At 37.2% G+C, this 25,041-nt stretch carries 28 protein-coding genes and 1 riboswitch; of the genes, 22 read left to right on the top strand and 6 right to left on the bottom strand.

Features of this window, described 5'->3' with window-relative positions; genetic code table 11:
- Positions 1-14: 14 nt before the first annotated feature.
- The gene (locus tag IAE53_RS02800) at positions 15-338 is read left to right on the top strand and encodes a PTS sugar transporter subunit IIB (RefSeq protein ID WP_148423894.1); all 324 of its coding nucleotides are present in this window, start codon (positions 15-17) and stop codon (positions 336-338) included.
- Between the two features lie 44 nt (positions 339-382).
- Here the strand turns inward: IAE53_RS02800 and IAE53_RS02795 are convergent, their stop codons facing one another.
- Positions 383-1,096, bottom strand: coding sequence for a hypothetical protein (locus IAE53_RS02795; protein WP_233610646.1), 714 nt, complete (start codon positions 1,094-1,096; stop codon positions 383-385).
- Positions 1,097-1,268: 172 nt separating this feature from the next.
- On the opposite strand from IAE53_RS02795, the gene IAE53_RS02790 reads away from it, so the two are divergent.
- From IAE53_RS02790 to IAE53_RS02690, 21 genes are all read left to right on the top strand, one after another.
- On the top strand, positions 1,269-1,547 hold the full coding sequence (locus IAE53_RS02790; protein WP_148423893.1) for a hypothetical protein: 279 nt from the start codon (positions 1,269-1,271) through the stop codon (positions 1,545-1,547).
- Between the two features lie 22 nt (positions 1,548-1,569).
- Complete coding sequence (locus IAE53_RS02785) at positions 1,570-1,953, top strand: hypothetical protein (RefSeq protein ID WP_148423892.1); 384 nt, start codon at positions 1,570-1,572, stop codon at positions 1,951-1,953.
- An 86-nt stretch (positions 1,954-2,039) separates the two neighbouring features.
- On the top strand, positions 2,040-2,717 hold the full coding sequence (locus IAE53_RS02780; RefSeq protein WP_148423891.1) for a response regulator transcription factor: 678 nt from the start codon (positions 2,040-2,042) through the stop codon (positions 2,715-2,717).
- Complete coding sequence (locus IAE53_RS02775) at positions 2,707-3,792, top strand: HAMP domain-containing sensor histidine kinase (RefSeq protein ID WP_200135913.1); 1,086 nt, start codon at positions 2,707-2,709, stop codon at positions 3,790-3,792. The genes IAE53_RS02780 and IAE53_RS02775 overlap by 11 nt, the downstream gene beginning before the upstream one ends.
- Before the next feature lie 140 nt (positions 3,793-3,932).
- Positions 3,933-4,799, top strand: a complete 867-nt coding sequence (locus IAE53_RS02770) for an ABC transporter ATP-binding protein (protein ID WP_148423889.1) — start codon at positions 3,933-3,935, stop codon at positions 4,797-4,799.
- A 1-nt stretch (position 4,800) separates the two neighbouring features.
- A complete protein-coding gene (locus IAE53_RS02765; RefSeq protein WP_148423888.1) occupies positions 4,801-5,667 on the top strand; it encodes an ABC transporter permease in 867 nt (288 codons plus the stop codon).
- Complete coding sequence (locus IAE53_RS02760; protein WP_148423887.1) at positions 5,668-6,144, top strand: LytTR family DNA-binding domain-containing protein; 477 nt, start codon at positions 5,668-5,670, stop codon at positions 6,142-6,144. It begins immediately after the preceding gene.
- A 10-nt stretch (positions 6,145-6,154) separates the two neighbouring features.
- Positions 6,155-6,562, top strand: coding sequence for a DUF3021 domain-containing protein (locus tag IAE53_RS02755; RefSeq protein ID WP_147651707.1), 408 nt, complete (start codon positions 6,155-6,157; stop codon positions 6,560-6,562).
- Positions 6,563-6,742: 180 nt separating this feature from the next.
- Positions 6,743-7,045, top strand: a complete 303-nt coding sequence (locus tag IAE53_RS02750) for a DUF2316 family protein (RefSeq protein WP_147651705.1) — start codon at positions 6,743-6,745, stop codon at positions 7,043-7,045.
- Between the two features lie 22 nt (positions 7,046-7,067).
- The gene (locus tag IAE53_RS02745; protein WP_148423886.1) at positions 7,068-8,498 is read left to right on the top strand and encodes a deoxyribodipyrimidine photo-lyase; all 1,431 of its coding nucleotides are present in this window, start codon (positions 7,068-7,070) and stop codon (positions 8,496-8,498) included.
- Between the two features lie 14 nt (positions 8,499-8,512).
- On the top strand, positions 8,513-10,003 hold the full coding sequence (locus tag IAE53_RS02740; protein ID WP_148423885.1) for an NAD(P)/FAD-dependent oxidoreductase: 1,491 nt from the start codon (positions 8,513-8,515) through the stop codon (positions 10,001-10,003).
- Positions 9,996-10,880 (top strand): phytoene/squalene synthase family protein, encoded by an 885-nt coding sequence (locus tag IAE53_RS02735; protein ID WP_200135912.1) that lies wholly within the window; start codon positions 9,996-9,998, stop codon positions 10,878-10,880. Before IAE53_RS02740 ends, IAE53_RS02735 begins: the two co-directional genes overlap by 8 nt.
- 60 nt (positions 10,881-10,940) lie before the next feature.
- Positions 10,941-11,029: riboswitch (TPP riboswitch) on the top strand.
- A 104-nt stretch (positions 11,030-11,133) separates the two neighbouring features.
- Positions 11,134-11,832 (top strand): hypothetical protein, encoded by a 699-nt coding sequence (locus IAE53_RS02730; protein WP_200135911.1) that lies wholly within the window; start codon positions 11,134-11,136, stop codon positions 11,830-11,832.
- Between the two features lie 121 nt (positions 11,833-11,953).
- Entirely contained in the window at positions 11,954-12,448 is a 495-nt protein-coding gene (locus IAE53_RS02725) for an NUDIX domain-containing protein (protein WP_148423882.1), read from the top strand.
- 37 nt (positions 12,449-12,485) lie between these two features.
- On the top strand, positions 12,486-12,968 hold the full coding sequence (locus IAE53_RS02720; RefSeq protein ID WP_148423881.1) for a 2'-5' RNA ligase family protein: 483 nt from the start codon (positions 12,486-12,488) through the stop codon (positions 12,966-12,968).
- Positions 12,969-13,201: 233 nt separating this feature from the next.
- Entirely contained in the window at positions 13,202-14,848 is a 1,647-nt protein-coding gene (locus IAE53_RS02715; protein ID WP_147651688.1) for a peptide ABC transporter substrate-binding protein, read from the top strand.
- On the top strand, positions 14,838-15,665 hold the full coding sequence (locus tag IAE53_RS02710; protein WP_167497537.1) for a serine hydrolase: 828 nt from the start codon (positions 14,838-14,840) through the stop codon (positions 15,663-15,665). The genes IAE53_RS02715 and IAE53_RS02710 overlap by 11 nt, the downstream gene beginning before the upstream one ends.
- Entirely contained in the window at positions 15,649-16,299 is a 651-nt protein-coding gene (locus tag IAE53_RS02705) for a M15 family metallopeptidase (protein WP_148423880.1), read from the top strand. Before IAE53_RS02710 ends, IAE53_RS02705 begins: the two co-directional genes overlap by 17 nt.
- Positions 16,300-16,318: 19 nt before the next feature.
- The gene (locus IAE53_RS02700) at positions 16,319-17,749 is read left to right on the top strand and encodes a Sapep family Mn(2+)-dependent dipeptidase (RefSeq protein ID WP_147651682.1); all 1,431 of its coding nucleotides are present in this window, start codon (positions 16,319-16,321) and stop codon (positions 17,747-17,749) included.
- Complete coding sequence (locus tag IAE53_RS02695) at positions 17,746-18,846, top strand: dipeptide epimerase (RefSeq protein ID WP_148423879.1); 1,101 nt, start codon at positions 17,746-17,748, stop codon at positions 18,844-18,846. Before IAE53_RS02700 ends, IAE53_RS02695 begins: the two co-directional genes overlap by 4 nt.
- Entirely contained in the window at positions 18,836-19,639 is an 804-nt protein-coding gene (locus IAE53_RS02690; RefSeq protein WP_148423878.1) for a serine hydrolase, read from the top strand. Before IAE53_RS02695 ends, IAE53_RS02690 begins: the two co-directional genes overlap by 11 nt.
- Before the next feature lie 6 nt (positions 19,640-19,645).
- Here the strand turns inward: IAE53_RS02690 and IAE53_RS02685 are convergent, their stop codons facing one another.
- The 5 genes from IAE53_RS02685 to IAE53_RS02665 all read right to left on the bottom strand — a co-directional run bounded on the left by IAE53_RS02685 (position 19,646) and on the right by IAE53_RS02665 (position 25,039).
- On the bottom strand, positions 19,646-20,623 hold the full coding sequence (locus IAE53_RS02685; RefSeq protein ID WP_147652052.1) for a LacI family DNA-binding transcriptional regulator: 978 nt from the start codon (positions 20,621-20,623) through the stop codon (positions 19,646-19,648).
- A gap of 61 nt (positions 20,624-20,684) precedes the next feature.
- On the bottom strand, positions 20,685-20,927 hold the full coding sequence (locus IAE53_RS02680) for a hypothetical protein (RefSeq protein WP_147651675.1): 243 nt from the start codon (positions 20,925-20,927) through the stop codon (positions 20,685-20,687).
- An 11-nt stretch (positions 20,928-20,938) separates the two neighbouring features.
- Positions 20,939-22,351 carry a glycoside-pentoside-hexuronide (GPH):cation symporter gene (locus IAE53_RS02675; protein ID WP_147651673.1) on the bottom strand — a complete coding sequence of 471 codons (1,413 nt, stop codon included), beginning with the start codon at positions 22,349-22,351 and terminating at the stop codon, positions 20,939-20,941.
- A 21-nt stretch (positions 22,352-22,372) separates the two neighbouring features.
- A complete protein-coding gene (locus IAE53_RS02670; protein WP_200135910.1) occupies positions 22,373-24,079 on the bottom strand; it encodes an alpha,alpha-phosphotrehalase in 1,707 nt (568 codons plus the stop codon).
- A 363-nt stretch (positions 24,080-24,442) separates the two neighbouring features.
- A complete protein-coding gene (locus IAE53_RS02665) occupies positions 24,443-25,039 on the bottom strand; it encodes a hypothetical protein (RefSeq protein ID WP_147651667.1) in 597 nt (198 codons plus the stop codon).
- Positions 25,040-25,041: the final 2 nt, after the last annotated feature.

Raw genomic sequence — 25,041 nt, 5'->3', positions numbered from 1 at the left:
AAAGGAGAAAATAAATGGTTAAGACACTAATGGTAGTTTGTGGAACAGGAATTGCAACGTCAACAGTTGCAACAGGAAAAATAAAAGATTATCTTGATTCCGAAGGACTCGGTGACCAAGTAAAATTACTACAATCCAAAATTTCTGATGAAGTGAGTGCAATTCGAAATGGTGATTATGATATTGTTGTATCGACAACAATGGTTCCTAATGATATAAAATCTCAAGTGATTAATGGTGTGCCACTTATCACAGGTATCGGAAAAGAAAATGTTTTTAGTAAGATTCAAGAAGAAATACAAAAAAATGATCATTGCAATTGGCAGATTTCAAAATAAAAATGGTTGTTCTGGTGACGGAACAACCATTTTTTTGACTGACATCACAATTTGTGACTACTTTCTGATCGAATTTTTAAATGCGCTTTTAAGCTAATACTTAACCCTAATAAAACCAACATACAACCAATTACAGCATCAAATAATCCAGTTGAGGATGAGGCTTCGGGAGATTTTTCGTAAGCTAATAAAGCGTATTGTGTCATCACAATGGCTACTAAACCATCAGCGAAATTAAGCGATTTTAAAAAAGTGATAATTGGACTATGGAAATGGCGTGCCCGTATCCAACCAGCAATTGAAGTGCCAATTTTAACAAATCCAATCAGTGCAATCAGTAAAACAATGCTCTGATTGTAATGTTGTGGCTGTCCTCTGTAATACATATAAGCGGACAAAACAACCAATACTGCACCTAATAGTGCATAAAAAAATCCGCCCTCACGCAGGTATTTCGTTTCGATGATTTTTCGCTGTGTTAATGACAGTGCCGACATTCTAACCTGTTGATATCGCCATAAAAAATAACTTCTAATCGCTAATAAAAGCACATAGTAGCCACCGAAAATCATAAACCAGAGTGACCAAAATAATAGTCCTACCACAATTTTCAATAAGGCAAATAAAAAATTGGTGATTGTACTGGCGGCATTATACAGGACGATACGATCTGCTTTCTCGATGATGTGGCGTCTTAAATTGTGCCTATCAATCAGCTTGTTGAAATAGTTTTTAATATTGTTAATTAGTGTCATCATATTTTTAAATTTGAAAAAAGGTTGTACTCGATTAAAATTCAATTTTTATTGTATCAAATTTAAGTTCTTAAAAATGTCTAAATCGCAAGATTAACACAACGGCAACAATTGGTTAGTATTTCATAAACAATTACGTATGATAATAAAGTCATTAAAATAAAGGAGAAAAATCATGACAATCTTATTCAATATTTTAATTGGCATTTTGGCAGGAGGTGCTGTTGGTTATCTCGGCAACAAAATCAAAAATTCTGGTTCAAAAATGGCAGAGTGGTTAACAATCATTGTTGGCATTATACTTGGTGGGCTTGGCGCTGTGTCAGCCGACCAGTTGATAAATTATGGGCCAACTTTACTTGATAGTCAATTCGTTCCGGCAATTGTTGGTGGCTTAGTACTAAGTTTTGTCGGTGTTTATGCCGGAAAAAAGTGGTTCCATTTGAGCGCGTAATAGGAAAGTTTGGTTAATTGTGATGAAGAAAAAAGATTTTGTAACAATGTTGACGGGAACCATTAGTGGTTTTTTCTTTTCAATAGGCATGTGCATGGCATTACTGCCTGAATGGCACTTGATGGTGCCGGGAATTTTTCTGATTGCGATTGGTGGTATTGGTGCCATTGTTGCGTTACTCATTAGGAGAAAAATGTCAGGATTGTCGCTATGGCAGTGGAATACACGTATTGTTTTAAACAGCGTATTTGGAATCGTAGGATTTTTGGCATTCAGTTTAGGAATGGTGATGTCGATGGTGTGGCATTTGATTTTATTTGGCATAATTCTTGGATTGATTGGTATTATTATGTTGATGACGTTGATTCCACTAATTAAGGGATTTGAAGATGATGCCGATCGTTAATACCTTGTTGATTCATCAGTAAATTCAGCGGATGACGGTCAATATTGCTATAATATGTATAATAAAAATGATGAGGTAACAGACTAATGATTTCAATATTAGTAGTGGAAGATGATCAGGATTTGAATCAAACCGTTTGTTCTGTGCTCAAGCGACACGGTTACAGCGTTAGCGGGGCATCGAGCGCGAATGAGGCGTTTTCATTGATGTTTGATAACAAATTTGACCTTGTCATCTCAGATATCATGATGCCGAAGGTTGATGGCTTTGAGTTGGCAGAAACCATTCGACAACTTGATCATAATATGCCAATTATGTTTATGACCGCTCGTGGTGATTTAGAGTCAAAACAAATTGGCTTTCGTATTGGTATAGATGATTATATGGTGAAACCAATCGATTTTGATGAAATGCTCTTGCGTGTTGGCGCTTTATTACGACGTGCCAAAATTGAAGCCAACAAACGATTAACAATTGGCAAATTTGTGATGGATGCTGATGAACATGTCGCTTACAATGGGAACGAATCCATTGCATTCACAATGAGAGAATTTGAACTGGTTTTTAAATTATTATCTTTTCCGAAAAAGACCTTTACTCGTGGTCAATTGATGGATGACTTTTGGGGTATCGATACAAATACCAGTACTAGAACAGTTGATGTGTATATGACAAAAATTCGAGATAAGCTGGCTGACGTCAATGATTTTGAGATTGTAACTGTGAGAGGGCTTGGCTATAAGGCGGTACCTAATGAATCATGATGGCAAAACCGTAAATCGTAGTATTTTTGGAATAGGTAATTATCTAGTTTACTTTTTATCAAGCTCGCTTGTTGTGACAGTTACGATTTTAATTATTTATGTTCCCAAAGGGGATGAAACAGCACAAATGATTCGACCTCGTGCAATTATAGCATTGGTAATTATCATTGCTATGGCACTATTATTGACTATTATTAACGGGCTTTGGCGACGATATACAATTGGTCGACCGGTGAAAAAAATTTTGGCTGCCACACAAAAAGTGACTGAAGGTGATTACAATGTTCAAATTCAACCATCACATGGTTTTGACAGTATTAACGAACTGGATGTTATTATCACCAATTTTAATATTATGACAAAGGCGTTGGGTAGTGTTGAGACATTACAAACTGATTTTATTGCTAGTGTTTCTCATGAAATTAAAACACCACTTGCTATTATTCAAAACTACGCGACAATGATTCAAGACAGTTCCTTACCGGTTACTGAGCGTGAACGCTACGCCACTCGAATTGCTGATGCGACAAGTCGATTAAGTGGGCTGATTACGAATATACTGGCGTTGAACAAAATAGACAATCAAGAGATCACGACCAAAAAAGATACCTATTTGTTAAATGAACAAATTGCTGAGGTTTTGGTCAATCACGAAACACTTTGGTCGGAAAAAAATATTGATCTTCAAATTGATGCTGAAGACGTTTATATCACTGGAGACAAGGAATTGTTGGCTTTAGCATGGAATAATCTAGTGAGCAATGCTATTAAATTTAATCATACCAATGGTAAAATTACCGTGGTGGTTAAGTCTATTTCTGACAAGGAAATTCTAGTATCTATCGCAGATAGCGGTATCGGCCTAACTGAGGAACAAAGACAACATATTTTCGATAAATTTTATCAAGCAGATACGGCCAGATCTGTACAAGGAAATGGCCTGGGATTGGCCCTAGTTAAACGTGTTATTGATATTGTTGGTGGTCAAATTGTTGTCACCTCACAACACAATGTTGGCACACAATTCGAAATCAAATTACCAGCCAATCATCCCATTTGGATGAAATCATTATAATGAATTATTTACTACGATCAGTCTTACGCCTTATGAGTAAGGCTTTTTTTACCGCTTACCAATCTAATTCAACCGGTTAGCAAAAATTGAAGCAATAAAAAAGTGTCCTTTGCTATACTCGTTTTTGAGGAGGTTAAGTCATGATATTGAAAACAATTAACTTAACACAAAAATATGGCGATCATACAGCTGTTGATGGTATCAATATGGATATTGAGAAAGGTAGCTTAACAGCTGTGTTGGGGCCAAATGGTGCTGGGAAATCAACCACAATGCGTATGTTGACCGGCATTCGAAAGCCTAGCTCGGGTGACATTATATATGCCCCAAATACAACGATTGGTGTTGTTTTTCAGAGCAGCGTGCTTGATAATCAGTTGACAGTAAAAGAAAATTTAATGATTAGAGCGAAACAGTATCGTCAAGTTGGATTGAAGCAGGTTGAGATTTTAATTCACGATTTGGGATTGACTCAGTTCGCTGGTCAATTATACGGAACTCTGTCAGGCGGTCAAAAAAGACGTGTGGATATTGCCCGAGCATTGTTAAACAATCCAGACATTTTGTTTTTAGATGAGCCGACAACCGGTCTTGACATTCAAACAAGGCTAGCGATTTGGCAATTACTGCATGACTTGCAGCAGAGTCGTCAGTTGACAATTGTTTTAACAACGCATTATTTGGATGAAGCAGATCATGCGCAACAGGTCTATGTCGTTGATCATGGACAAATCATCGCTAGCGGCTCAGCTAATCAAATTAAGCAACGCTATGCAAGTAATCAATTGACACTATTTACTCCTGACGCAAGAAGTTTGAGCGAAAAAATGCCAGACAATATTGGTAGCCAGGTTATAAATGAGCATGAGATACTTATCAAAACAGGAAATGCCACAGAGGCAATTTCCCTAATCACACAACATCAGTCAATTTTAACCAATTTTGAATATCGTTTAGGTACGATGGATGATGCGTTTGTGGCACTAACTGGAAAGGAGATGCGTTAATATGTTGGCTATGGTAAAACGTAACATGATGTTGTATTTTAGAAATCGTAGCGGGGTAATTTTTTCACTTCTTGGTGCACTGATTTCCTTTGTTCTGTACCTAGTCTTTCTAAAAAAAGGTATTTCATCTAATTGGGTGGGCATCAGTCATAAAAATCAATTGTTAGATACATGGTTGATAAGCGGAACACTTGCCATTACTGGTATTACCACAACTTTGACGGCACTATCACAGATGGTCAAAGATAAAGAACAACATGTGCTAGAAGACTTATCTTTAACTGATGCTGGACCAATGTCAATCCGGTTCGGCTACTTGCTAAGTGCAACGTTGATTGGGATCATAATGCAGCTAATTATGCTAGTATTGATGGGACTATATTTCAATGTGACTGATAAAATTTCATTTCAAATGTCACAAGTTGTGCCAACATTGGGTATAATGGTTTTAAGTGCGATATTGGCAACATTGGTTAATGCTATATTAGTGAATCGATTAAAATCAGTTGACAGTTTTGGAAGACTTACAACTATTATTGGTACCGCGTCAGGATTTTTAGTTGGTACTTATATTCCAATTGGATCACTACCCACTTTTGCCCAAACAATTATGAAAGTGACCCCGGGTTCTTATATTGCCTCGCTGTATCGACAAGTATTGATGAATGATACGATTAAAGATACATTTCAACAAGAGAGTGCTGTCCGATATTTTAATCGTCTCATGGGCGTTCAAATAAAATGGTCCTCACTGTTAAGTTTGGTAGGAACTTATAGCCTTGTGGTGGCGCTGATTGTTATTACGTTCATAATTGTTTTGGTGCCAAGTTTTATTGCACAAAAACAAAGGCAAAAATTACTTAATTAAATGAACGAGGTTGAGACAAGTATGAAAGTTGTCTTTCAAATCAGTACAGAAGTTTCTGGTGAGCAGCCAACGGTAATCGTCCAGGCAAAAGAAAATAGTATAGAAACGCAACATTTGATGGCATATATTCGTCAATATGAGTCAGAGACTGTTAATCTTGTAACGGTCAAGGTGGAAGAAGAGATAGTTGTTTTGAAAGTGGAAACGATTATTTTGCTTGATGTTGTTGAAGATGAATTATTAATTTATACAACAGAGCGACTTGTATGTACTAAAGAAAGATTGATTCATTTTTTTCAAAGAATCAAAAATCAACACTTTGTTCAAATATCCAAGCATGCTGCAATCAATATCAATCATTTGCAAAGTCTATCGGAGAGTTTTGCAGGCAATATGACGGCACATTTAACTCAGGATAATCAATCAGTGGTTAGCCGTCGATATGTGAAAGACTTGATTGCCCGTTTGTCGGTTTGAGGAGATAGAAATGATCAAAGAAATTTTACGTCACGTGATTCATGGGTTTGGTTATGGGTCGTTCATTTACATGATTTGTATTATCTTTTTTTCTGAGCAAACACATGTTGACGCGACTAATACGCTGACTGTGTTAGTGATGAGCGGGTTAATTGGTATTTTATCAATGATTTTTGATGTCGAACGATTTTCATATTTAGTCGCACTCATACTACATTTTATAGGTACGCTAATGATAACCTTAGGTGCTGCGTCGTTGACTTTGGGGTTACATGAAGTTCTGTATGCACCCACCTTTTGGTTTAGTTTTTTGACAATCTATATTGCGGTGTGGGTCTTTATCAAAATTAATTTACGTCTTAAGGTTGAACGCGTTAACGAATCCATTGTTAAATTTCATAAACGTTCAGATCAATAATTAGAAAAACGCCAAATATTGGCGTTTTTTTGTTTTTTAGGCTATTGTAATCAAATTTCTTTACGTCTAAGTGTGAAAGCCTTATACTCGTTGTATTACATTATTCATAAATATGGTGGCTTCAAAATCAACTATAGCTGCATAACATTATGATCTGAATAATGAAAGGAGAGAAGTGAGATGTCTTTAAATTCTACGGAACGTTTCAATACCAGTAATGAACTCAAGAAAAATCTTAAAATGAGTCACTTGGCAATTGAGGATGTAGCAAACGCTTTAAACACTTCTGTTGAAAAAATCAATCAGATCTTAGAACTGGATCACGTTGCGCCCGAAGATCCTTGGATTTTGAAAGAATATTTATCGGATCAATTACGCCAACAAGGACTAATGGATTATCCGTATTCAAAATTAGTAGGTGACTTCCGTAATTATTGGTTTTTGAGCACCAGAAAGATATACAAACGACAATTGTCAAAATAATATAAGTTGGGGGAGAATTTTTGTGACTAAGACAAGCGTGATGTGGTTTAGAAGAGATTTAAGATTAGCAGATAATACGGCATTATCGGCTGCAGTCGCTAATAGTGATCATCTTGCTTTAGTGTTTATTATTGACCCAGAGCAAATCGCATCTAATGGCAGTGTCAATCAAAGTGCTTTTTTTGCTAGTGTGTCTCATTTTAACTCAGTTTTAAAAGCCAAAAATATCAGTTTGCATATTTTATCAGGAAATGTCACAACTGTGTTTACAGCATTAAAAAAAGAGCTGCCGGATTGGCAAGATTTGTATTTTAATTTTGACGAACGAGGTTATGGTAGAAAACGAGATCAAGCAATTGCAACATATTGTCGTGATGAGTTGCAGATAACGCCACATCCTTTTTTAGATTTTACATTGCATAGTGCGTTCGATATTAAAAAGCAAGATGGTACTGGATATAAAGTATTCACACCATACTTTAAGCAATGGATACAACGTCCTAAAAAATCAGCAAATTATGATCTAAAGCATTCGGAAGTTGTCAAGAAACAACGGGAACTGTCGTGTAATGAGGCAACAGCTGAGCTTAAAAAGCTAATCCGTCCATGTGACAGTTATGCTTACGAAAACCAAATTGGAGAGTCGGTTGCCAAACAAGTTTTGATCGACTTTGTGTCACATAAACTCGCTGACTATGACAAAAATCGTGATATACCAAGCCTCGATGCTACCAGCCATTTATCGCGATATTTAAGGACCGGTGAAATTTCAATTCGGACAGTTTTTGATGCTGTCAGTCAGGAACCAGAAAGTGACGGTCGTACGACCTTCATCAAAGAGCTTTGTTGGCGTGATTATTACAATATGATTTATGCCATGTATCCAGATCAGCAAGAAAAAGCGATTAAGACTTCATTTCAAAATGTTGTTTGGCAAAATAATGAGGATCATTTTAAAGCATGGCAGTCAGGGCGCACCGGTTTTCCAATTGTCGATGCAGCCATGCGTCAGCTAAATGAAACGGGTTGGATGCACAACCGATTGAGAATGGTTGTTGCTTCTTTTTTAACCAAAGATCTATTAATTGATTGGCGATGGGGTGAAAAGTATTTTCAACAAAAATTAGTTGATTATGATCCTGCTAGTAACATTGGTGGTTGGCAGTGGGCTGCGTCGACAGGTACAGATAGTGTGCCATATTTTAGAGTATTTAATCCGACAATACAGTCAGAAAAATTTGATCCTGATGGCACGTTTATCACGCAATATGTTCCGGAATTGAAATCTATCAAGGGAAAAAAAATACATCAGCCTAATCAGTTAACTGATGCGGAACAAAAAGCTTATGGTGTGAAATTAAATGATGATTACCCTCAGCCAATTGTGGATCATAAAGCTGCGCGATTAAGAGCGATCGCGATGTATGAGCAAAGTAAAGATTATACTTCTTGACGGAAAGGTCTGACATGACAAAAATTGCAATTATTGGTGCTGGTGTTGGTGGTTTATCAACGGGCATCTACTTACAGAACGCGGGCTACGAAGTTGATATTTACGAAAAAAATGGGCATTCTGGTGGCAAAATGGACCGTATTGAGGCAAATGGGTTTAAGTTTGACACCGGTCCAACCATTGTCATGATGCCTGATATTTATCAAAAGCCTTTTACTGATACTGGCGTCAATTATAGTGATTACTTTTCTATGGTTCGTGTAAACCCATTTATGTCAGTTATTACTGGGGACAAGCAAATACCATTGTCGTCCGATCTTGTTGATATCGCCAAGTCATTTGAGGCATATGGTGAAACTGAAATGCTGGGTTTTTTAAAATATTTGACTGATATTTACGCGAAGTATATCAATGCCAAAAATAATTTTATTTATCGCAGTTTTCGTGGTCCAAAAGACTTTTTCAATTTGAAAACGTTGTGGCATGCTTATCAATTAAAAACATTTTCCTCTTCGTATGAGGCGATCAAAAAGAATATTAATCATACTGATTTACAATATTTGATGTCTTTTCAAACATTATACATTGGCATTTCTCCGTTTAGTGGTCCGTCAATATATAATATTATACCCATGATTGAGCTTGTTTATGGGGTCTGGTATATTCAGGGTGGTATGTTTGAATACGCTAAAGCACTTGAAAAAAGGTTCAGCGAACTTGGCGGCCATATTCACTTTAATTCAGAAGTTCAACATATCAATGTTTCGAATCATCAACATGTTACGGGTTTGCAGATTCACGATGAGACAATAAGCACGGACGCCGTGGTAGCTAATGCTGATTTCCCATATACTATGTCTGAGTTAATAGCCAGGGAGGATAATTTGAAGGGGCGTTATACACCTCAAAAGATTCAAAAATTAGATTACTCCATGTCTTGCTTCCTATTATATTTAGGTATTGATAAGCAATATGATGGCAAACAATTGCATACAATCAAAATGGCTGATGATTTTGAGAAAAATATTAATGATATTGAGGCGGGTATTTTACCTGATGATCCGTCATTTTATGTCTATAATCCCAGCACAATTGATCCAACTTTTGCGCCGGTTGGACAGTCATCACTTTACATTTTAGTACCCGTTGCTAACTTGAAAGTAAATGATGACTGGGATAAGGACAATGTTATGCGGTTTGCAGACAGTGTTATAACCCAAGTTAGTCATGATCTTGAAATGCCTGATTTGTCTGAACATATTGTTTATCAAAAAATATTTACGCCGAAGACCTTTGAAAATCGTTATCATAGTTTTTTTGGTTCAACTTTTGGTCTGAAACCAACATTGAAGCAAAGTAACTATTTTAGACCGCACAATAAACATGCTACAATTGATAATTTGTATTTTGCCGGAGCAAGCGTTCACCCTGGTGCCGGCGTACCAATTGTTTTAACAAGTGGTGAATTAACAGCAAAAGAAGTGATGAGAGATTTTAATGATTAATCCACAATTCGAAATTGAATCTGTTTTACCTTATTTAAAATCAAGTCAAACGGTGATTCAAAATAATTCGAGTTCTTTTTATTTTGCTTTCTCTAATCTTCCTGAATATCAAGCTTTTTCAATTTTTGTAATATATGATTATTTGCGACAGTTAGACGATGCGGCGGATAATTATGATGTTGCTACTTTTAATACACTGATTCAAGACTGGCAGCTTGCATCAAAAACTGACCAATTACATTTAAACATGAGCTCAAGTATCGCTCAAAAAGCGGCATTTGTGTTTAATACGTTTGAAATAGACAAATCAGAAATGTCGAATATGATTGCAGGACAAGAGTTTGACTTGCAAAAAAACAGTGTTTCGACAATTGCTGATTTGCGACACTATTGTTATCAAGTGGCGGGTACAGTAGGGTGCATGATTTATCGTATTTTGTCAGGAAAGAGTGCGTCTGCAATTAGGCCTCATTTAATTAAAGTCGGTGAAGCCATGCAGTTAACCAATATATTGCGTGATATCAAGGAAGATGCACTAGCCGGTAAAATATATTTGCCAAAAGATTTGTTAGAGCAAAATAATGTCTCAAAAGCAGATTTAGTCTCACTTGAAACATCTCATTCATTGAAAATTGTGGTAAAAGAAATTGCCCAAATAGCAAAAATAAATTATGAGCATGGCATTTTTTGCCTCGCACCGCTTACTGATAAAAAAATCAAACTGTCATTAGAATTAGCAATGGTGACATATCAAGCAATTCTACAGCAAATAGAAGAAAATAACTTTGATGTTATGTCAGGTCGAGTAATTGTTTCTCAAGAAAAGAAGATAGCTATCTATCATAATTTACTGCGGCAGTATGATATAGAAAAGTAATTCTCATAGTTCTTAAAATTTATTACTTCATTAATCAATACGTGTGCTATAATTTTTTATGTAAGATATCTGGGGTGCCTTGAGCTGAGATCATACCCATTGAACCTGAAGCAGTTAAGACTGACGCAGGAAGATATTATAGTAGCCACATCAATATCATGATGTTGTATTTAGCGATGCTTTTTGGCGACCCCAGCTCAATTTTAGTGAGCTGGGGTTTTTAGATATTTTATAAAAAAGAATGGAGAATATCATGAAATTTAGCGAATTAGCACACGAAAAGTCAGCTTCACTTTGGCTGTCAAGCAAGAATCACCCCTTTATTAAGGGCATTGAAGATGGGACGTTACCTTTGTCTGCCTTTAAGGCATATTTGATACAGGATAATTACTACGTCAAAAATTATTTAGCAATTTATGATAAAATTTTGGCGACAAGTCAGGATTCACAAGTTATTGGTGCTTTAAAATCAGGCATTCAGGCAATTACAGCTTATGATGTTGACCAGCAAAATGGGATATATCAAGGTCTTAATATGACTGATGACGAGATTCAAAAGGCTGAAATTTTACCAACAACTTATCACTATACTTGCCACATGCATCATGCCTTTGATAGTTATGGGGAAGTGCATGCATTAGCAGCGTTACTACCATGCCCATGGTTATATCTAGAAATTTTCCAAGAAATGTTAGCAAGAAAAGACTACTTAGAAGGCACGCAACAAATTTATATTGACTTTGTTAATTCCTACGCTGATGAGACATTTCAAGGGTACGTTCATGAAATGATTCAATTATTGGATGATTTAGTGATTAAACATCAAGATGAACTTGATATGGATTTGTTGTTGCAACAATTTATGTATAGTAGTGCAGAAGAATTACGTTTCTGGCAAATGACATTATTGCCAGAAAAATGGGACAGCTTCACTACTGCGCAATCCAAATAAATCGAAATTTGACCCAGGTTTTTTTGTGATCCCCGAATATCATTATTTTCATAATTAATACGTCGTAGTGCTATAATGAAAAGTGATTTGTTGCACAAAATTTTGATTAAGGGGTTACATCATGAATAAGAATTATATTGCGCGAATGCGAGAGAAAGTTGGTCATGAGGGCATGATTTTTGTTTCTGCGTTTGGTGTTTTATGGAATGACGCTCACGATGCTATTTTGTTGGAAAAACGTTGGGATTCAGATGCTGGTTGGGGATTTCCTGGCGGATATCTTGAATATGGCGATTCCCCAATGCAAGCAGTTGTACGGGAATTCAAAGAAGAGACGAATATTGACGTTTGTGTAACCAGAGTCTTGGGAATCGCTACAAATGTGACGGACAAAAATTCTTGGGGTGATGCACAAGAAACGATTGGCATGGGTTTTGAAGTTAAACAAGTTGGTGGATTTTTGCAAAAAGATGGGACGGAAACGTTAGACTTACAATTTGTACCCATTCATCCGGAACCGACAATGTTTGTGCCTCAAGCGCAAAAAACTTTGCATCGGATTATCACTGAGAATGAGGTTAGCGATCGACCATGGCTACGCGAAAATGGTGATTAATCTGTTTATTTGATGTGCAATATTAAAAGGAGTAGCAATGAAATTTCGTTCTGTTTTGATTTTTCCAGACTTTAATTCAGTTGATCAAGCAACCATTCAGTCGATTCGACAAAAACATGATAGCTTATATACACATATTCGACCTCATGTATCGCTTGTGTTTCCTTTCAAAAGTAATGCCTCGGATACGAGTATTTGTGATGCGGTGCAATCTGTTGTGAAACGTCTTGAGTCGTTCACTCTAACACTGAATCGTGTTGGAGGTGACACGGATAACGGCTACGTCTGGTTATCCGTTGCGCAAGGCGCAGACATAATCAAAATGATACACGACAAGCTTTATGAACTGGATAATTTTGAGCCTTTTTACCGTCGCTTACAACCCTATGAAGCGCGTCAACTAGTTAAGACACTAAATGAATCACAATGGCATATAACCGCTAAAATCGAATGTGTTGCTATTGAAAACATTCTTGCTAATGATGACTCTGAAATTTTGGCTTCATTTGAATTGGTGTGAATGTTTTTAGGATTTTAAAAAACAGTCAATCTTAGTGATTGGCTGTTTTTGTGCGCTATGCACAAAAAACTAGTTATAATATAGATGTTTTTCAAAAATGTTTTAAAAACCGTATGCTATTATATTGAGTATCAAATTAAAAAAGTTATATTCAAATGAAAAAGTGCTAATTAAAAAAATATTTATTTCAATAACGCTTTGATGAGAAAATAACAGAGAGATGAGAAATATATATGGTAAAACGGAACACAATCATTTTTGGTACCATTGGTGCTATCGTGGTCATTGCGGCAGGAACGCGAGTTGCCGGTGTGTGGGGAACCAGTGGTAGTTCAAGCGATGCAACGATCAAAACCTATATTAGCACTGACTTAACGACGCAGGATTTGTCAAAAATGACCGATACTTATGCGTTTGAAATTGCCGGGAACACACAAGAGGGCTTGTTAAGTAAAAGCGCAAGTGGTAAACCGATTGCAGGACTTGCAAAAAGCTGGACCACATCAAAAGATGGTTTGACATGGACATTCCATTTACGTAAAAACTTGAAATGGTCGAATGGTACAAAATTGACTGCTAAAGATTTCGTTTATGCTTGGCGTCGGACGGTTAATCCTAAAACAGCCTCGCAGTATGCGTATATTTATTCTGGCATTAAAAATGCGGATACAATCAGTGCCGGAACGGATAAAGATGTCAATTCATTGGGCATCGTTGCAAAGAATGCTTCAACAGTCGTTGTAACACTAGATTCGCCACAGCCTCAATTTGCTAGTCTCATGTCATTTCCTAGTTTTTACCCACAAAATGAGGCGTTTAATACGAAAGCAGGCAAGAAGCTTGGTACTAAATCAAGTGAACAAATTTATTCTGGACCATACAAATTTGTTGGCTGGAATGGTACAAACACGTCATTTAAGTTAATTCCGAATAAAAATTATTACAACGCCAAAAGTGTCAAAAACGCTGGTGTGGATTATAGTGTTATTAAAAATCCTGCAACAGCTGTTCAAGAATATAAACGTGGTAGCTTAGATTTGGCTGTTTTGAGTACGACTGAACTACAAACGGCCAACAGCAAGCGTAATGATTACAAGGCTGTTCCATTGGCAGCGACATCATATTTTGAGTACAATCAGACGGGTAAGGTTAAAGGGTTGAACAATCAGAAAATTCGTCAAGCATTGAACCTTGCAACAAACCGTTCCGAAATCTTGAGTTCAATTTATAACAGTGTTGGTAAAGTACCAACAGGTATGACACCCGCCGGACTATCAAAAACGGCTAGTGATAAGGATTTCGCATCAACAGCCAAACAAGATTACAGCTACGATCTTGAAAAAGCTAAACAGTTATTTGCAGAAGGTATGAAAGAGGAAGGATTAACCAAATTAAATCTGACATTAGAACTGACTGCTGATGTACCACAAACTAAGCTTGTCGGAGACTTTATGAAAGATTCATGGCAGAAATTACCAGGTTTAACAATTTCAGAAAAATTTGTGCCATTCAAGCAAAGATTAAATGATCAAACTGACCAAAACTTCGATATTATCTATGTCAATTGGTATGGTGATTACGCTGAACCGACGACTTTCTTGAATTTATTCACAACTTCTTCACCAAATAATGATGGAAAATGGTCAAATGCCAGTTATGATGCCGCTATCAAAAAGGCGTTATCGACGGATGCCCAAAAGGGAAGTGCTCGTGATCAAGATGAACAATTAGGTGAGAAGATTTTGTTCCAGGACTCAGCTGTTAATCCAGTAATTTGGGGTCAACAAGTTCAATTATCTAATCCAAAAGTTTCAGGTATTCAATACTTCACAACGGGTGCCGGCACAATTTATAAGAATGCTGTCAAACATGATAAGTGAACCAATTGAGACTTCGGCCCAAGCTTATGTTGTGTTTTCAGTCACTGATGACAAAGTCATTGCCAGTAAGAATGACAATCTAAAATGGCCAACAGCCTCTTTAGCAAAACTAATTATTATTTATCAAACGATGTCAGCGATTCAACAAGGTCAGCTCGATTATCATTCAGTTCTACCAGTCACAGCAAATGTTGCTGCAGTGGGTTCTAACCCTGATTTGGCAGATATTCCATTGACTGTACCACAGGGTTATGAGGTCATTGATTTACTCAACATGATCTTGCTGATATCTGAAAATCAGCCAGCGCTTCAATTGATGCTGACCTTATTTGGTTCTTTTTCAAATTGGCGTCATCAAACACAATTATTATTGGCGGCGATGAAAATTGATGGCGACATTAGTAATCCAACTGGTCTAGATGATGAGGACCTTGCTGGATTTTTCATTAGTCAGCACGTTAGCGACAAAAAAGTCACAAAAATGTCGGCCAATGCGTTGCTATTATTGACAAAGAAGCTTATTTTGCAATTTCCTGATGTCTTATCATTAGCGCAACAAGCGCAAATGGTGATTGCAAATAAAATTTGGTTAAATCGAAATCCCAAAATTGCTAATCCTTCACCTGATATGACTTGGGCAGGGTTGAAAACCGGCTTTACGGACCGTGCGAAGCAGAACCTTATTGCAGTTATTACACATCAGCATAAGCGATATATTGTGGTGCTTTTAGGCTTTGATGGGGCTAATCATTTTGCCAAGTTCGATGAAGTTGAAAGGCTCATAAGGGAGGCAACAACGAATGAATTTTCCAAATAGCGGTGCTTTAGACAATCCAAATTTGATTGTTGTTAATCAGCAACATCCTATTCAAGAAGAACTCAAATTTGAACGGTTTTTAATTGGGAAAGAAACGATTAATACTAGTATTGTAGATAGCTTATCTAGGTTGTTTTCCGAGGCTGAGAAAAATGGGTTTCGTTTTACATTAGTTTCTGGTTATCGTTCGATTGCGTATCAAAAAAGCCTATTTGATCAATCTGTCCAGCGCCACCGCGATGCTGGTTATTCACTGGAACAGGCGCAAAACATGACTTTAGCTTATTCACAACTGCCTGGTTCAAGTGAACATCATACTGGTTTAGCTGTTGACATAATAGACACAGCGTTTTTAAATGACAGACAGGATTTGTATGATGATGTTGATCAGCTTATTTCACAACAGTGGCTGATAAATCACGCTGTTGACTATGGTTTCATTTTGCGATACCCCAAGACAAAAGTAAACTGGACGGGTATTAATTATGAACCGTGGCACTTTAGATATGTTGGTCAAGAAAATTCCGTTTATATGACAAAAAATGGGTTATCGCTAGAGGAGTATATCGAACGCTTAACAACTAATTCAAAATCACATTTGTGGTTTCGGACTCAGTATAATGATCAGCGATAAAATAAAGTAGAGGTTTAAGATGAGCGAATCTTCTTGGCAAGAAATGGTGCCAAACTATTACGAGCAGTGGCTAAAAGATCTCAAAATGTTAGTTAAAATTCCCTCAGTGAAAAGCACACAAACAAGTGACAAAAGTCATCCATATGGTGTTGCAGTTAAACAGTCATTGGATCAAATGCTGAGTTTTGCTGCGCGTGATGGTTTGCGCTTTGGATGTGTTGCGGATCGTGTTGGGTATATTGAATATGGTCCAGTGGCAGCGTCAGAAACCGTTGGTATTCTTGTTCATGTCGATGTTGTTCCGGTGGGAGATGGCTGGACGTCATCACCATTTGAACCAGAACAACAGGGACATTTTCTGACTGGTCGTGGTGTTGATGATATGAAGGCCTCGACAATGCTGAGTTACTACGCTATCAAACTGATTGCTGATCAACAGCTTGCTGTTAAAAATAAAATAAGATTAATCATTGGCACCGATGAAGAAAATGATTGGTCAGATATGCCTTATTATTTTCAAACAGAGGGGGTGCCAGACATAGGTTTTTCCCCTGATGGGGAATTTATTGTTGAAAATGCTGAAGCAGGTATTGCCAACTTTATGGTGTCATTTTCAGATACCACGCAAGGTCAAGATAATTTAACATTATTAAAATTTGACGCCGGAGTTGCTGGCAACGTCGTACCCGGCTTGGCTGTTGCTACAATAACTGGGATTGACGAGACTATTGTAACCGAAAAACTTGACTATTTTTTGAAGCAAAATGCTGATGTTGGCCTGAAAGCTACTGTCCAAACGCTAAGTAATGGCCTTGAAATTAAAATGATAGGGAAACAAGCGCATGGCTCAACACCTGATGTTGGTTTAAATGCTGGGACTTACTTGGCTAATTTTCTGACGCAATTGGACTTTACTGGTGAAGCCGCTTCTTTTTTACAAATTTTAGGTCATACAGCACATTTAGATTATTTCGGCAAAAAAATGGGCTTGGCCTTTAATCAAGCTGAAATGGGACCTTTGGTCGTGAATTATGGTTTACAGAAATTTGTCAGTGGCGAGGATGGTTACTTTAGTATCAATATCAGATATCCAATTGGTATTACTGAAAAACAAATGCTTGCCATTATTCAACGAAGTGTCAAAACCTTGCATAGTAGCGTGACAGTCAAAAAGGATGAATTGTTGCCACATTTGACGCCCAAAAACGATGCTGTGATTGAAACTTTGTTGGCCAGTTATGAAACAGTGATGGGTCAACCCACGGTTCTGCATTATTCAACTGGTGCATCTTACGGTCGATTAATTAAGCGTGGTGCTGCTTTTGGAACACGATTTGCGTGGCAAACAACAACGGCGCATCAAGCAAATGAAAAATATGATTTAGAGAATTATCCAAAAGCAATGGCTATTTTAGTGGAAAGTATCTACCGATTGGGAAATATAGAATGATTATTGTTAGCGACATTAAATTAAAAAAATACACTGTTCAGCTAAGACGGCCATTTGTGACTAATTTGCATCGGCAGGATAATGCAGAAGGTATCGTGATTGCAGTGTCAGCGAAAACGGAAACCGGCATTATTTTTACAGGTTATGGTGAAGCGGTGCCATCACTGAAAGTAACTGGTGATACTTTGACAAGTATTGTGGCGGTCATCAATGACATTGTAAAACCAGCCATTGTTAATCAAACCTTTCAAACACCGGCAGAAGTTGATGAATTTATTCATGGTCTAATTGTGTTTAATTCTGCAGCTCGTCTGGCAGTCAGTGAAGCCGTCTATGACATTTTTGCTAGTATTGCAGACTTACCGATTGCTGAGTATTTAGGTGGCACGAGTCAACCGGTAGTGACCGATTACACACTGAGTATTAGCCAAAAAAATCAGATGTTACAAGACGCTGATAATATTGTCAGCCGAGGTTTCTCAGCTTTAAAAATTAAGGTTGGCGGCGATACTATTGTGAATGAAATTGATAAAATTGCACAATTAAATCATCGATATCAAAAAATACATTTTCGAATTGATGCGAATCAGGCTTGGACAGTTGCACAAACAATGCAGTTTATTGAAATGGCACTTACCAAAGAATTGCCAATTGATTTTATTGAACAGCCATTGAAAGTCGGCTTTGAACACCAGCTTAAAGCGCTAGTTGTCAAGTCTAAGATACCGATCATGCTGGATGAAAGTGTCTTTAATCATCACCAAGCGTTTCAATATATGCATGAAACCGCTGTCCGTTTGATTAATGTTAAGCTGGAAAAAGCAGGCAGTATTACTGAAGCGCAAAAGATATTTCAAACTGTTAATGATTTTAACGGACAAGCTATGATTGGTTGTATGATTGAATCAAAAATCGGTATTGCATTTGCTGTCGCTTTAGCTAACACAAATAAAACTGTCAAATACGTGGATTTAGACGCACCGTTTATGTTTAACTATGACCTTGTTCCTGATGGCTTGCGGCTTAATCAAACGCAATTGATACCTTCAAATCAGTCAGGATTGGGTATTGCGCAGAGGAGTTTTGATGACATTTAAGATACAAAAAATTGAACAATTGCTGTCGGATTTTGAAGGTCAGACTGCAATTGTTTTGTCACTTGATGGCAGTGTTTTGTTGTCGTTACGGCCAGATTTATCTTTTCCATCTGCTAGTTTAATAAAGTTGCTGATTTCAGATTATATTATGACTGAAAAGCCAGAAGCCTTAGCAAACAAAGTGTCGCTAATCAATTCAGATTTTGGGTTAGCGGAGGATGATGTTTGGTGGACGAAACGAAAGCTAACGCATTTTGGAGCAGGTATTTTAGACGTATTGTCGGGCAATAATCAGACTGTCACGGTGGCGCAATTGCAAGCGCTAATGTTGACGATTTCAGATAATTGGGCCGCAAATGCGTTGATACGTTATTTTGGTATGGCAGAAATCAATCACTTTGCGAGCTCTCGTTATACAAACACTCACTTGCGTCGCCAATTCATGGCACAAACCAAGTTAGATAATGAAACAACGGTCTCTGATAGTTTATCAATGTTAAAAAATGTTCTGGAACATTCGGCTACCAACTATTTATTGACGCGTCAGCAATCGCAATATAAGTTGCCGGGGACGTTTATTGAAAACACCTCAGCGTCATTTCAAGAATTAACCATTTTCAATAAGACTGGTGAAGGTGCAACAGTTGATCATGATGTTATGAGTATCGTATTTGATAATCACCAATTAGATGTTGCGCTGTTAACAAAAACAAGCGCCAGTCACAGATTTCAGCGACTGGCGTTGTTTAACAATATAAGTCATGTTTTGTGGGAAGAAATGACTATGTTTTAGAAAGTGTTACGATTTTGTTGTAATACCCTGTGTATAGCTGACGGGTAAAATGGTGATCAAATTTTCCTTATCTATTTTTTCGGATTTGAACTGAGTCAGCAATTTTTGAACAGCAATTGCTGCCATCTTTTCTGTTGATTGACGTATTGCTGAGAGAAAAATTGGTTGTCTGGGATATATTTTTGCAGCATCAAATCCAATGATTTGAACATCTTTTGGAACTAACACCTGGTGTTTGACTAAAAGATGCCAAAAGTCACTTGCATATTCATCAGTGTCTGAAAAAACACCATCAAATTGAAATTTGCCATTGATAAGGTGATTATCTATGAAATGATCATAGTCTGAGCTGAAGTCTCGCTTATCCTCTGCTAACATTATGTCATATCTTAAATTGTTTTCTTGGCAATAATCGATAAAGCCTTGTCTGCGTCTTTCAGAGACATCTTTTATGGGTGCTTTTGAAACAAAAAGCAGTTTTTTTGCACCACGTTTATGAAGTTGTTCAGCGCCAAGATGTCCGCCAGCGTAATTATCGGAAACGATTGTTGGAAATTGATTCGAAATTTTCTTCTCAATAGCAACGAGGGGAATTGAGGGCGCAACAAGTTCACTGATATCTGAATATGACATCGTAATAACACCAGCAACTTTTTGCGTGTTAGCCATTTCGATATATTCAATTTCTTCTTGATAATTGCTGTTAGAGTTACATAAAATCATTTTATAGCCAAATTTATTCAGCTCAATTTGTATAAAATAACTTAATTCAGAAAAAAATGGGGTATTCACAGTTGGCAATATGAAGACGACATAATTAGAACGATTCGTTTTAAGTGCACGAGCGGTAGCATTAGGAATATAATTCAGGTCCCTAATTGCTTGTTCTATTTTATGTTTAATTTCAGGTCGGTTAGGTCTGCCATTGATGTAGTTTGAAACAGATCCCCTAGACACGCCTGCCAAAGACGCAACATCATTCATATTAGCCATTGATAATCACCACTATATTAAAATAAAAAAGCGCCCAAAGGCGCTCAAACATTTAAACATTAAACCTTCCTGATAACATTTTATCAAATAAATCAGAAATTTGCTGTTGTTTCATTTGCTCTAAGTTGCTAACCTCAAGATGATTAAAATCATCTATCAAGTAATATGCTTCCAAATAAAGGGTCAAATTTTTTTTAATAAGTGCAGAGTTAGAAAGATTTGTGTCTGCATGACTTGTTGCAATGACTTGCATTGCAAACTCATTAGGATCGATTTGTAAATAATTGTCTGACATATTTTGTTACCTCAGTTTTCCAATTCACGTGCTAATGCTAAATCTTCTTGTTCTTCACGATGGTGTTTGATTGCTAAGTCATGATTCATTATCTTTTCTTTATCAGTTGTCAGATTGTAGAATAATACAAGTACAAATCCAATAAAGAGCGCAATCAATGGAATCCAAACATAATTGAATTCAATACTCAACAAAGATGATGCTTTTTGTGTTTTATTGGGGACATAATTTCCTAATGCTAGCAACCAGCCTGTTATAGCACCACCTAATCCCATGCCAAACTTTGCCGTAAAGCTCGATGCTGAAGTGACTATTCCTTCGGCACGAACACCATTTTTCCATTCACCGTAATCCACCGCATCAGATAACAAGACAGCTGGTAGTGCACCAACGAACCCGTTTCCGAAATTACCAACAATAATACCAATAATGACAATGGGGATGTTTAGCATGTGTGCACCAAGTCCTAGAATTGCTTGACCTACAATTCCAATCATTAGTCCTGCTAACATGGTCTTTTTCTTGCCTAATTTACCTACCACTAAGGGGGTAAGGAAGACTGACACGATACCGGCAGCGTTGAAGAACAAAGCTAGAGGAATTAATCCAGGTGCGTCTAAGTTGTACTTGAAGAAGTACATTGTCACTTGACCCTTAGCACTCATACCAATCCAATAAATAAATATTTCCATGACAACAATTAGCCATGGCCAGTTGTTTTTCAACGCTTTGATTGATTGCTTTACAGGCAGAGGCTTCTGCGATGAACGCGTTTGAACATGTTCGCGTAAGTTGAAAAATGCAATCAGATATAAGACAAAGAAGACTGAGGCGCCTAAAACGGCCACCCAGAAAAAGCCTTTGCTTTCATCTTTACCGCCAATTAATGCGACAAGTGGTAAAGCAATAACAGAAATTAATGTACCGCCAAAATTGGAAAATAGAGATCGAATTGTCGATAACAACACACGCTCATCTGGATCGGTGGTCATGCTTGGCAAAATTGACGTTAATGGAATATTGATCGCTGAATATAAGACATCCACGCCAATATAAGTGACATAAGCCCAGACAATTTTCCAAGTCATTGGCAAGTCAGGAGTTGTGAAACAGAGTATGGAGAAAAAGGTAAAGGGAGCGTTAAACCATAAGAAAAAAGGTCTGCTCTTTCCCCACTTAGTATGAGTGTGGTCAATTAATATTCCCCAAATAGGGCCGTCAATAGCATCAATCACACGTGCGACTAACATTAACGTTCCGACAGCACTTGCTGTAATACCGAATACGTCAGTGTAAAAGTACATTAAATAGGTGCCGACTAAATTAAAACTAAAGCTACAAGCAAAATCACTAATACCATAGCTTAGCCGTTCATTCCAAGGTAATTTACCATTTTTTTGCGTAACAATTGCATTACTTGCCATACGTTTAACCTTCTTTATTACTCATTTTTTTAGGGATTTAGTGGGATATTGATAAACTTTAACTTCATACGGACGGATAGTTGTTTCTTGGTCGTCTGTATAATTTTGAATCAATAATTGAGCGGCTTTGGGAACATCATAATTTCTAGTGATGGTGTCAGATGTGAAATTGGCAATAATCAATAAAGTCGTTTCAGAATTGGTTCTGGTGTAAGCAAAAATGTGATCATCCTGCTCATTGTCAGGCAAAAGCTTGAACGTACCATCAGTAATGACTGGTAGTTGGTGCCGAAGTTTGATCAACTTTTGATAGAAATAGAATATTGAGTCGGGATTGTCGAGTGCTGCTTTGGCATTGATGGCTTGATAATTAGGGTTAGTTTCTAACCAAGGTGTGGTGTCAGAAAAACCGGCATTTGAACTTGTGTCCCATTGCATTGGTGTACGGGCATTATCGCGAGATTTTGATTGGAAATACTTCAACATCGTTTCTTCAGTCACTAATTTTTCGGTCACAACGAGTTCTTGATAGGCATTAATCGTCTCTAAATCCTGATATTGGTTGATTGTATCAAAGTAAGCATTGGTCATACCAAGTTCTTCACCTTGATAAATATAAGGGGTTCCCTGCATAAAATGTAATAAGGCCGCTAGCATTTTAGCAGATAATTCGCGAAATTTTGGCGAGTCATTTCCGAACCTTGAAACAACACGTGGTTGATCATGATTATTCCAATAAAGACTGTTCCAAGCTTTACCACTCAAAGCTTGCTGCCATTTAACTAGGTTTTCTCGCAACTCAGGCAAACCTGCTTTGCGATCAGACCACTTTCCTAATGCGGGATTTGTGTTGCTGTCTAAGCCAACATGTTCAAATTCAAACACCATATTAAGTTCCGAACCATCTTTATTAGCATATTTTTGTGCTTCAGAAATTGTAACCCCGGCTGTTTCACCAACGGTCATCCAGTCATGCTTGGATAATACTTTAGTGTTCATCTCTTTCAGATATTCGTGTACGTGAGGGCCATTGGCAACAGCATCGCCGGCATTACCAAATATTGAATCACCAGTGATTGGTGCGTCGGGTAAGCCATCAGGTTTTGAAATAAGGGAAATAACATCCATTCTAAAACCGTCAATACCTTTGGCAGCCCACCAATTCATCATGTCAAAAATAGAATGGCGAACTTTGGGATTATTCCAGTTGAGATCGGGCTGTTCTTTGGCGAAAAGGTGGAGATAATATTGACCTGATTTTTCATCGTAAGTCCAAGCAGGACCAGAAAAGAAAGATCCCCAATTGTTGGGTTCGTGACCATCAACTGGATCACGCCAAACATAATAATCACGGTAATCATTGTCTGGTTCTGAAGAAGCTAGGCTTTTTTGAAACCAATCATGTTGGGATGAGCTGTGATTGACAACTAAATCCATGATGATTTTCAATCCCATTGCATGGGCTTTTGATAATAGTTCGTCAAAGTCAGCCATTGAACCAAAGGTTGGATTAATATCTTGATAATCAGAAATATCATAGCCACCGTCAATGTCAGGGGACTTGTAAATGGGATTAAGCCAAATCACATCAACGCCTAACTGTTTAATGTAATCTAATCGTTGAATGATACCGCGGATGTCCCCGATACCATCATGGTTACTGTCTTGAAAACTTTTGGGATAGACTTGGTAAACGACAGCCTTTTGCCACCATTTTTCTGTTTGCATACTTTTCTCCTTTTTGGAACGTGTCGTTTTGTACTGATTTACAAATATTAAAAATGAAATAAATGGAACGTTCCAAGTTACGTTGATTATAAAACGTCTATTTCAAAAATGCAAGCGCTTACATTTTGGGGTAGATCAATTAAAGTAGAAAATTAATGTACGCTAGTTGATGCACAATGCTTTTAACGATAAAAATTAAATTTTATATAGAATTCATTTTTTTCTTTTTTAATTAAAAAACCGAAGTCAAAAAAATTAGTTGACTTCGGCATTAGTTATATTTAGTACAGGTTAATGGAAAAATATAATGATGTTGCTGTTTTAAATTTTCGGTGATTTTTAAATGGTAATAACTTCACTCAATTATGGCCAAACCATCTGATTAGCCCACAAGTTTTCAATAACTTTGATAAATTCCTCGGGTGTTTCTGGATTCTCGCTTGTAATCCAAGTGCAGATTAAAGCGAATAGTTCATTTTTGAAGAAGACTGCTTGTCGCTCTGAAATATATGATAGTCCAGGAACGTGTTCTGATTGCTGTTCAATACGATAAATTGTGAAGTCCCGACTCTGTATTCCTAATTTTAGCTGGTGAAAGAAATAGGCGGCTGTATGGCCACAGTATATAAACAACTGACGTAGTTCGTTTTGAAAATCAAACAGAACGCGCAATTGGTTGAGCATTTGAGAATGTGAATAAATGTTGGGATCATACCATTTCTCTGGACCAATTTGATAAGCTAAGTGGACTCTCTCAAGTAATTCCTTTTGAAATTCTTCAAAAAAAGCATCAGGTGTTGCATCAGGCTGAATATATTTTTTAATGGTGGCGCGATTCAAATCAGTCATGGTTGCTAAATCAGTATTTTTAATTTTGTTAATCGGGGTATCACGTGACAAGTTAATGATTGCTAAAAAAATCTTCCGTTTTGTCTGCATAACTTTTAAATTACGATTCATAA

This window comes from Leuconostoc sp. S50 (assembly GCF_016624925.1).
GTDB lineage: Bacteria > Bacillota > Bacilli > Lactobacillales > Lactobacillaceae > Leuconostoc > Leuconostoc pseudomesenteroides.
This window is presented reverse-complemented; position numbering and strand designations above follow the sequence as displayed.

What these genes read in the sequence shown, in the direction of transcription:
- IAE53_RS02800 (WP_148423894.1), top strand. Translation starts at nt 15, where the DNA reads ATGGTTAAGACACTAATGGTAGTTTGTGGAACAGGAATTGCAACGTCA.
- IAE53_RS02795 (WP_233610646.1), bottom strand. Translation starts at nt 1,096, where the DNA reads ATGATGACACTAATTAACAATATTAAAAACTATTTCAACAAGCTGATT.
- IAE53_RS02790 (WP_148423893.1), top strand. Translation starts at nt 1,269, where the DNA reads ATGACAATCTTATTCAATATTTTAATTGGCATTTTGGCAGGAGGTGCT.
- IAE53_RS02785 (WP_148423892.1), top strand. Translation starts at nt 1,570, where the DNA reads ATGAAGAAAAAAGATTTTGTAACAATGTTGACGGGAACCATTAGTGGT.
- IAE53_RS02780 (WP_148423891.1), top strand. Translation starts at nt 2,040, where the DNA reads ATGATTTCAATATTAGTAGTGGAAGATGATCAGGATTTGAATCAAACC.
- IAE53_RS02775 (WP_200135913.1), top strand. Translation starts at nt 2,707, where the DNA reads ATGAATCATGATGGCAAAACCGTAAATCGTAGTATTTTTGGAATAGGT.
- IAE53_RS02770 (WP_148423889.1), top strand. Translation starts at nt 3,933, where the DNA reads ATGATATTGAAAACAATTAACTTAACACAAAAATATGGCGATCATACA.
- IAE53_RS02765 (WP_148423888.1), top strand. Translation starts at nt 4,801, where the DNA reads ATGTTGGCTATGGTAAAACGTAACATGATGTTGTATTTTAGAAATCGT.
- IAE53_RS02760 (WP_148423887.1), top strand. Translation starts at nt 5,668, where the DNA reads ATGAACGAGGTTGAGACAAGTATGAAAGTTGTCTTTCAAATCAGTACA.
- IAE53_RS02755 (WP_147651707.1), top strand. Translation starts at nt 6,155, where the DNA reads ATGATCAAAGAAATTTTACGTCACGTGATTCATGGGTTTGGTTATGGG.
- IAE53_RS02750 (WP_147651705.1), top strand. Translation starts at nt 6,743, where the DNA reads ATGTCTTTAAATTCTACGGAACGTTTCAATACCAGTAATGAACTCAAG.
- IAE53_RS02740 (WP_148423885.1), top strand. Translation starts at nt 8,513, where the DNA reads ATGACAAAAATTGCAATTATTGGTGCTGGTGTTGGTGGTTTATCAACG.
- IAE53_RS02735 (WP_200135912.1), top strand. Translation starts at nt 9,996, where the DNA reads ATGATTAATCCACAATTCGAAATTGAATCTGTTTTACCTTATTTAAAA.
- IAE53_RS02730 (WP_200135911.1), top strand. Translation starts at nt 11,134, where the DNA reads ATGAAATTTAGCGAATTAGCACACGAAAAGTCAGCTTCACTTTGGCTG.
- IAE53_RS02725 (WP_148423882.1), top strand. Translation starts at nt 11,954, where the DNA reads ATGAATAAGAATTATATTGCGCGAATGCGAGAGAAAGTTGGTCATGAG.
- IAE53_RS02720 (WP_148423881.1), top strand. Translation starts at nt 12,486, where the DNA reads ATGAAATTTCGTTCTGTTTTGATTTTTCCAGACTTTAATTCAGTTGAT.
- IAE53_RS02715 (WP_147651688.1), top strand. Translation starts at nt 13,202, where the DNA reads ATGGTAAAACGGAACACAATCATTTTTGGTACCATTGGTGCTATCGTG.
- IAE53_RS02710 (WP_167497537.1), top strand. Translation starts at nt 14,838, where the DNA reads ATGATAAGTGAACCAATTGAGACTTCGGCCCAAGCTTATGTTGTGTTT.
- IAE53_RS02705 (WP_148423880.1), top strand. Translation starts at nt 15,649, where the DNA reads ATGAATTTTCCAAATAGCGGTGCTTTAGACAATCCAAATTTGATTGTT.
- IAE53_RS02700 (WP_147651682.1), top strand. Translation starts at nt 16,319, where the DNA reads ATGAGCGAATCTTCTTGGCAAGAAATGGTGCCAAACTATTACGAGCAG.
- IAE53_RS02695 (WP_148423879.1), top strand. Translation starts at nt 17,746, where the DNA reads ATGATTATTGTTAGCGACATTAAATTAAAAAAATACACTGTTCAGCTA.
- IAE53_RS02690 (WP_148423878.1), top strand. Translation starts at nt 18,836, where the DNA reads ATGACATTTAAGATACAAAAAATTGAACAATTGCTGTCGGATTTTGAA.
- IAE53_RS02685 (WP_147652052.1), bottom strand. Translation starts at nt 20,623, where the DNA reads ATGAATGATGTTGCGTCTTTGGCAGGCGTGTCTAGGGGATCTGTTTCA.
- IAE53_RS02680 (WP_147651675.1), bottom strand. Translation starts at nt 20,927, where the DNA reads ATGTCAGACAATTATTTACAAATCGATCCTAATGAGTTTGCAATGCAA.
- IAE53_RS02675 (WP_147651673.1), bottom strand. Translation starts at nt 22,351, where the DNA reads ATGGCAAGTAATGCAATTGTTACGCAAAAAAATGGTAAATTACCTTGG.
- IAE53_RS02670 (WP_200135910.1), bottom strand. Translation starts at nt 24,079, where the DNA reads ATGCAAACAGAAAAATGGTGGCAAAAGGCTGTCGTTTACCAAGTCTAT.
- IAE53_RS02665 (WP_147651667.1), bottom strand. Translation starts at nt 25,039, where the DNA reads ATGAATCGTAATTTAAAAGTTATGCAGACAAAACGGAAGATTTTTTTA.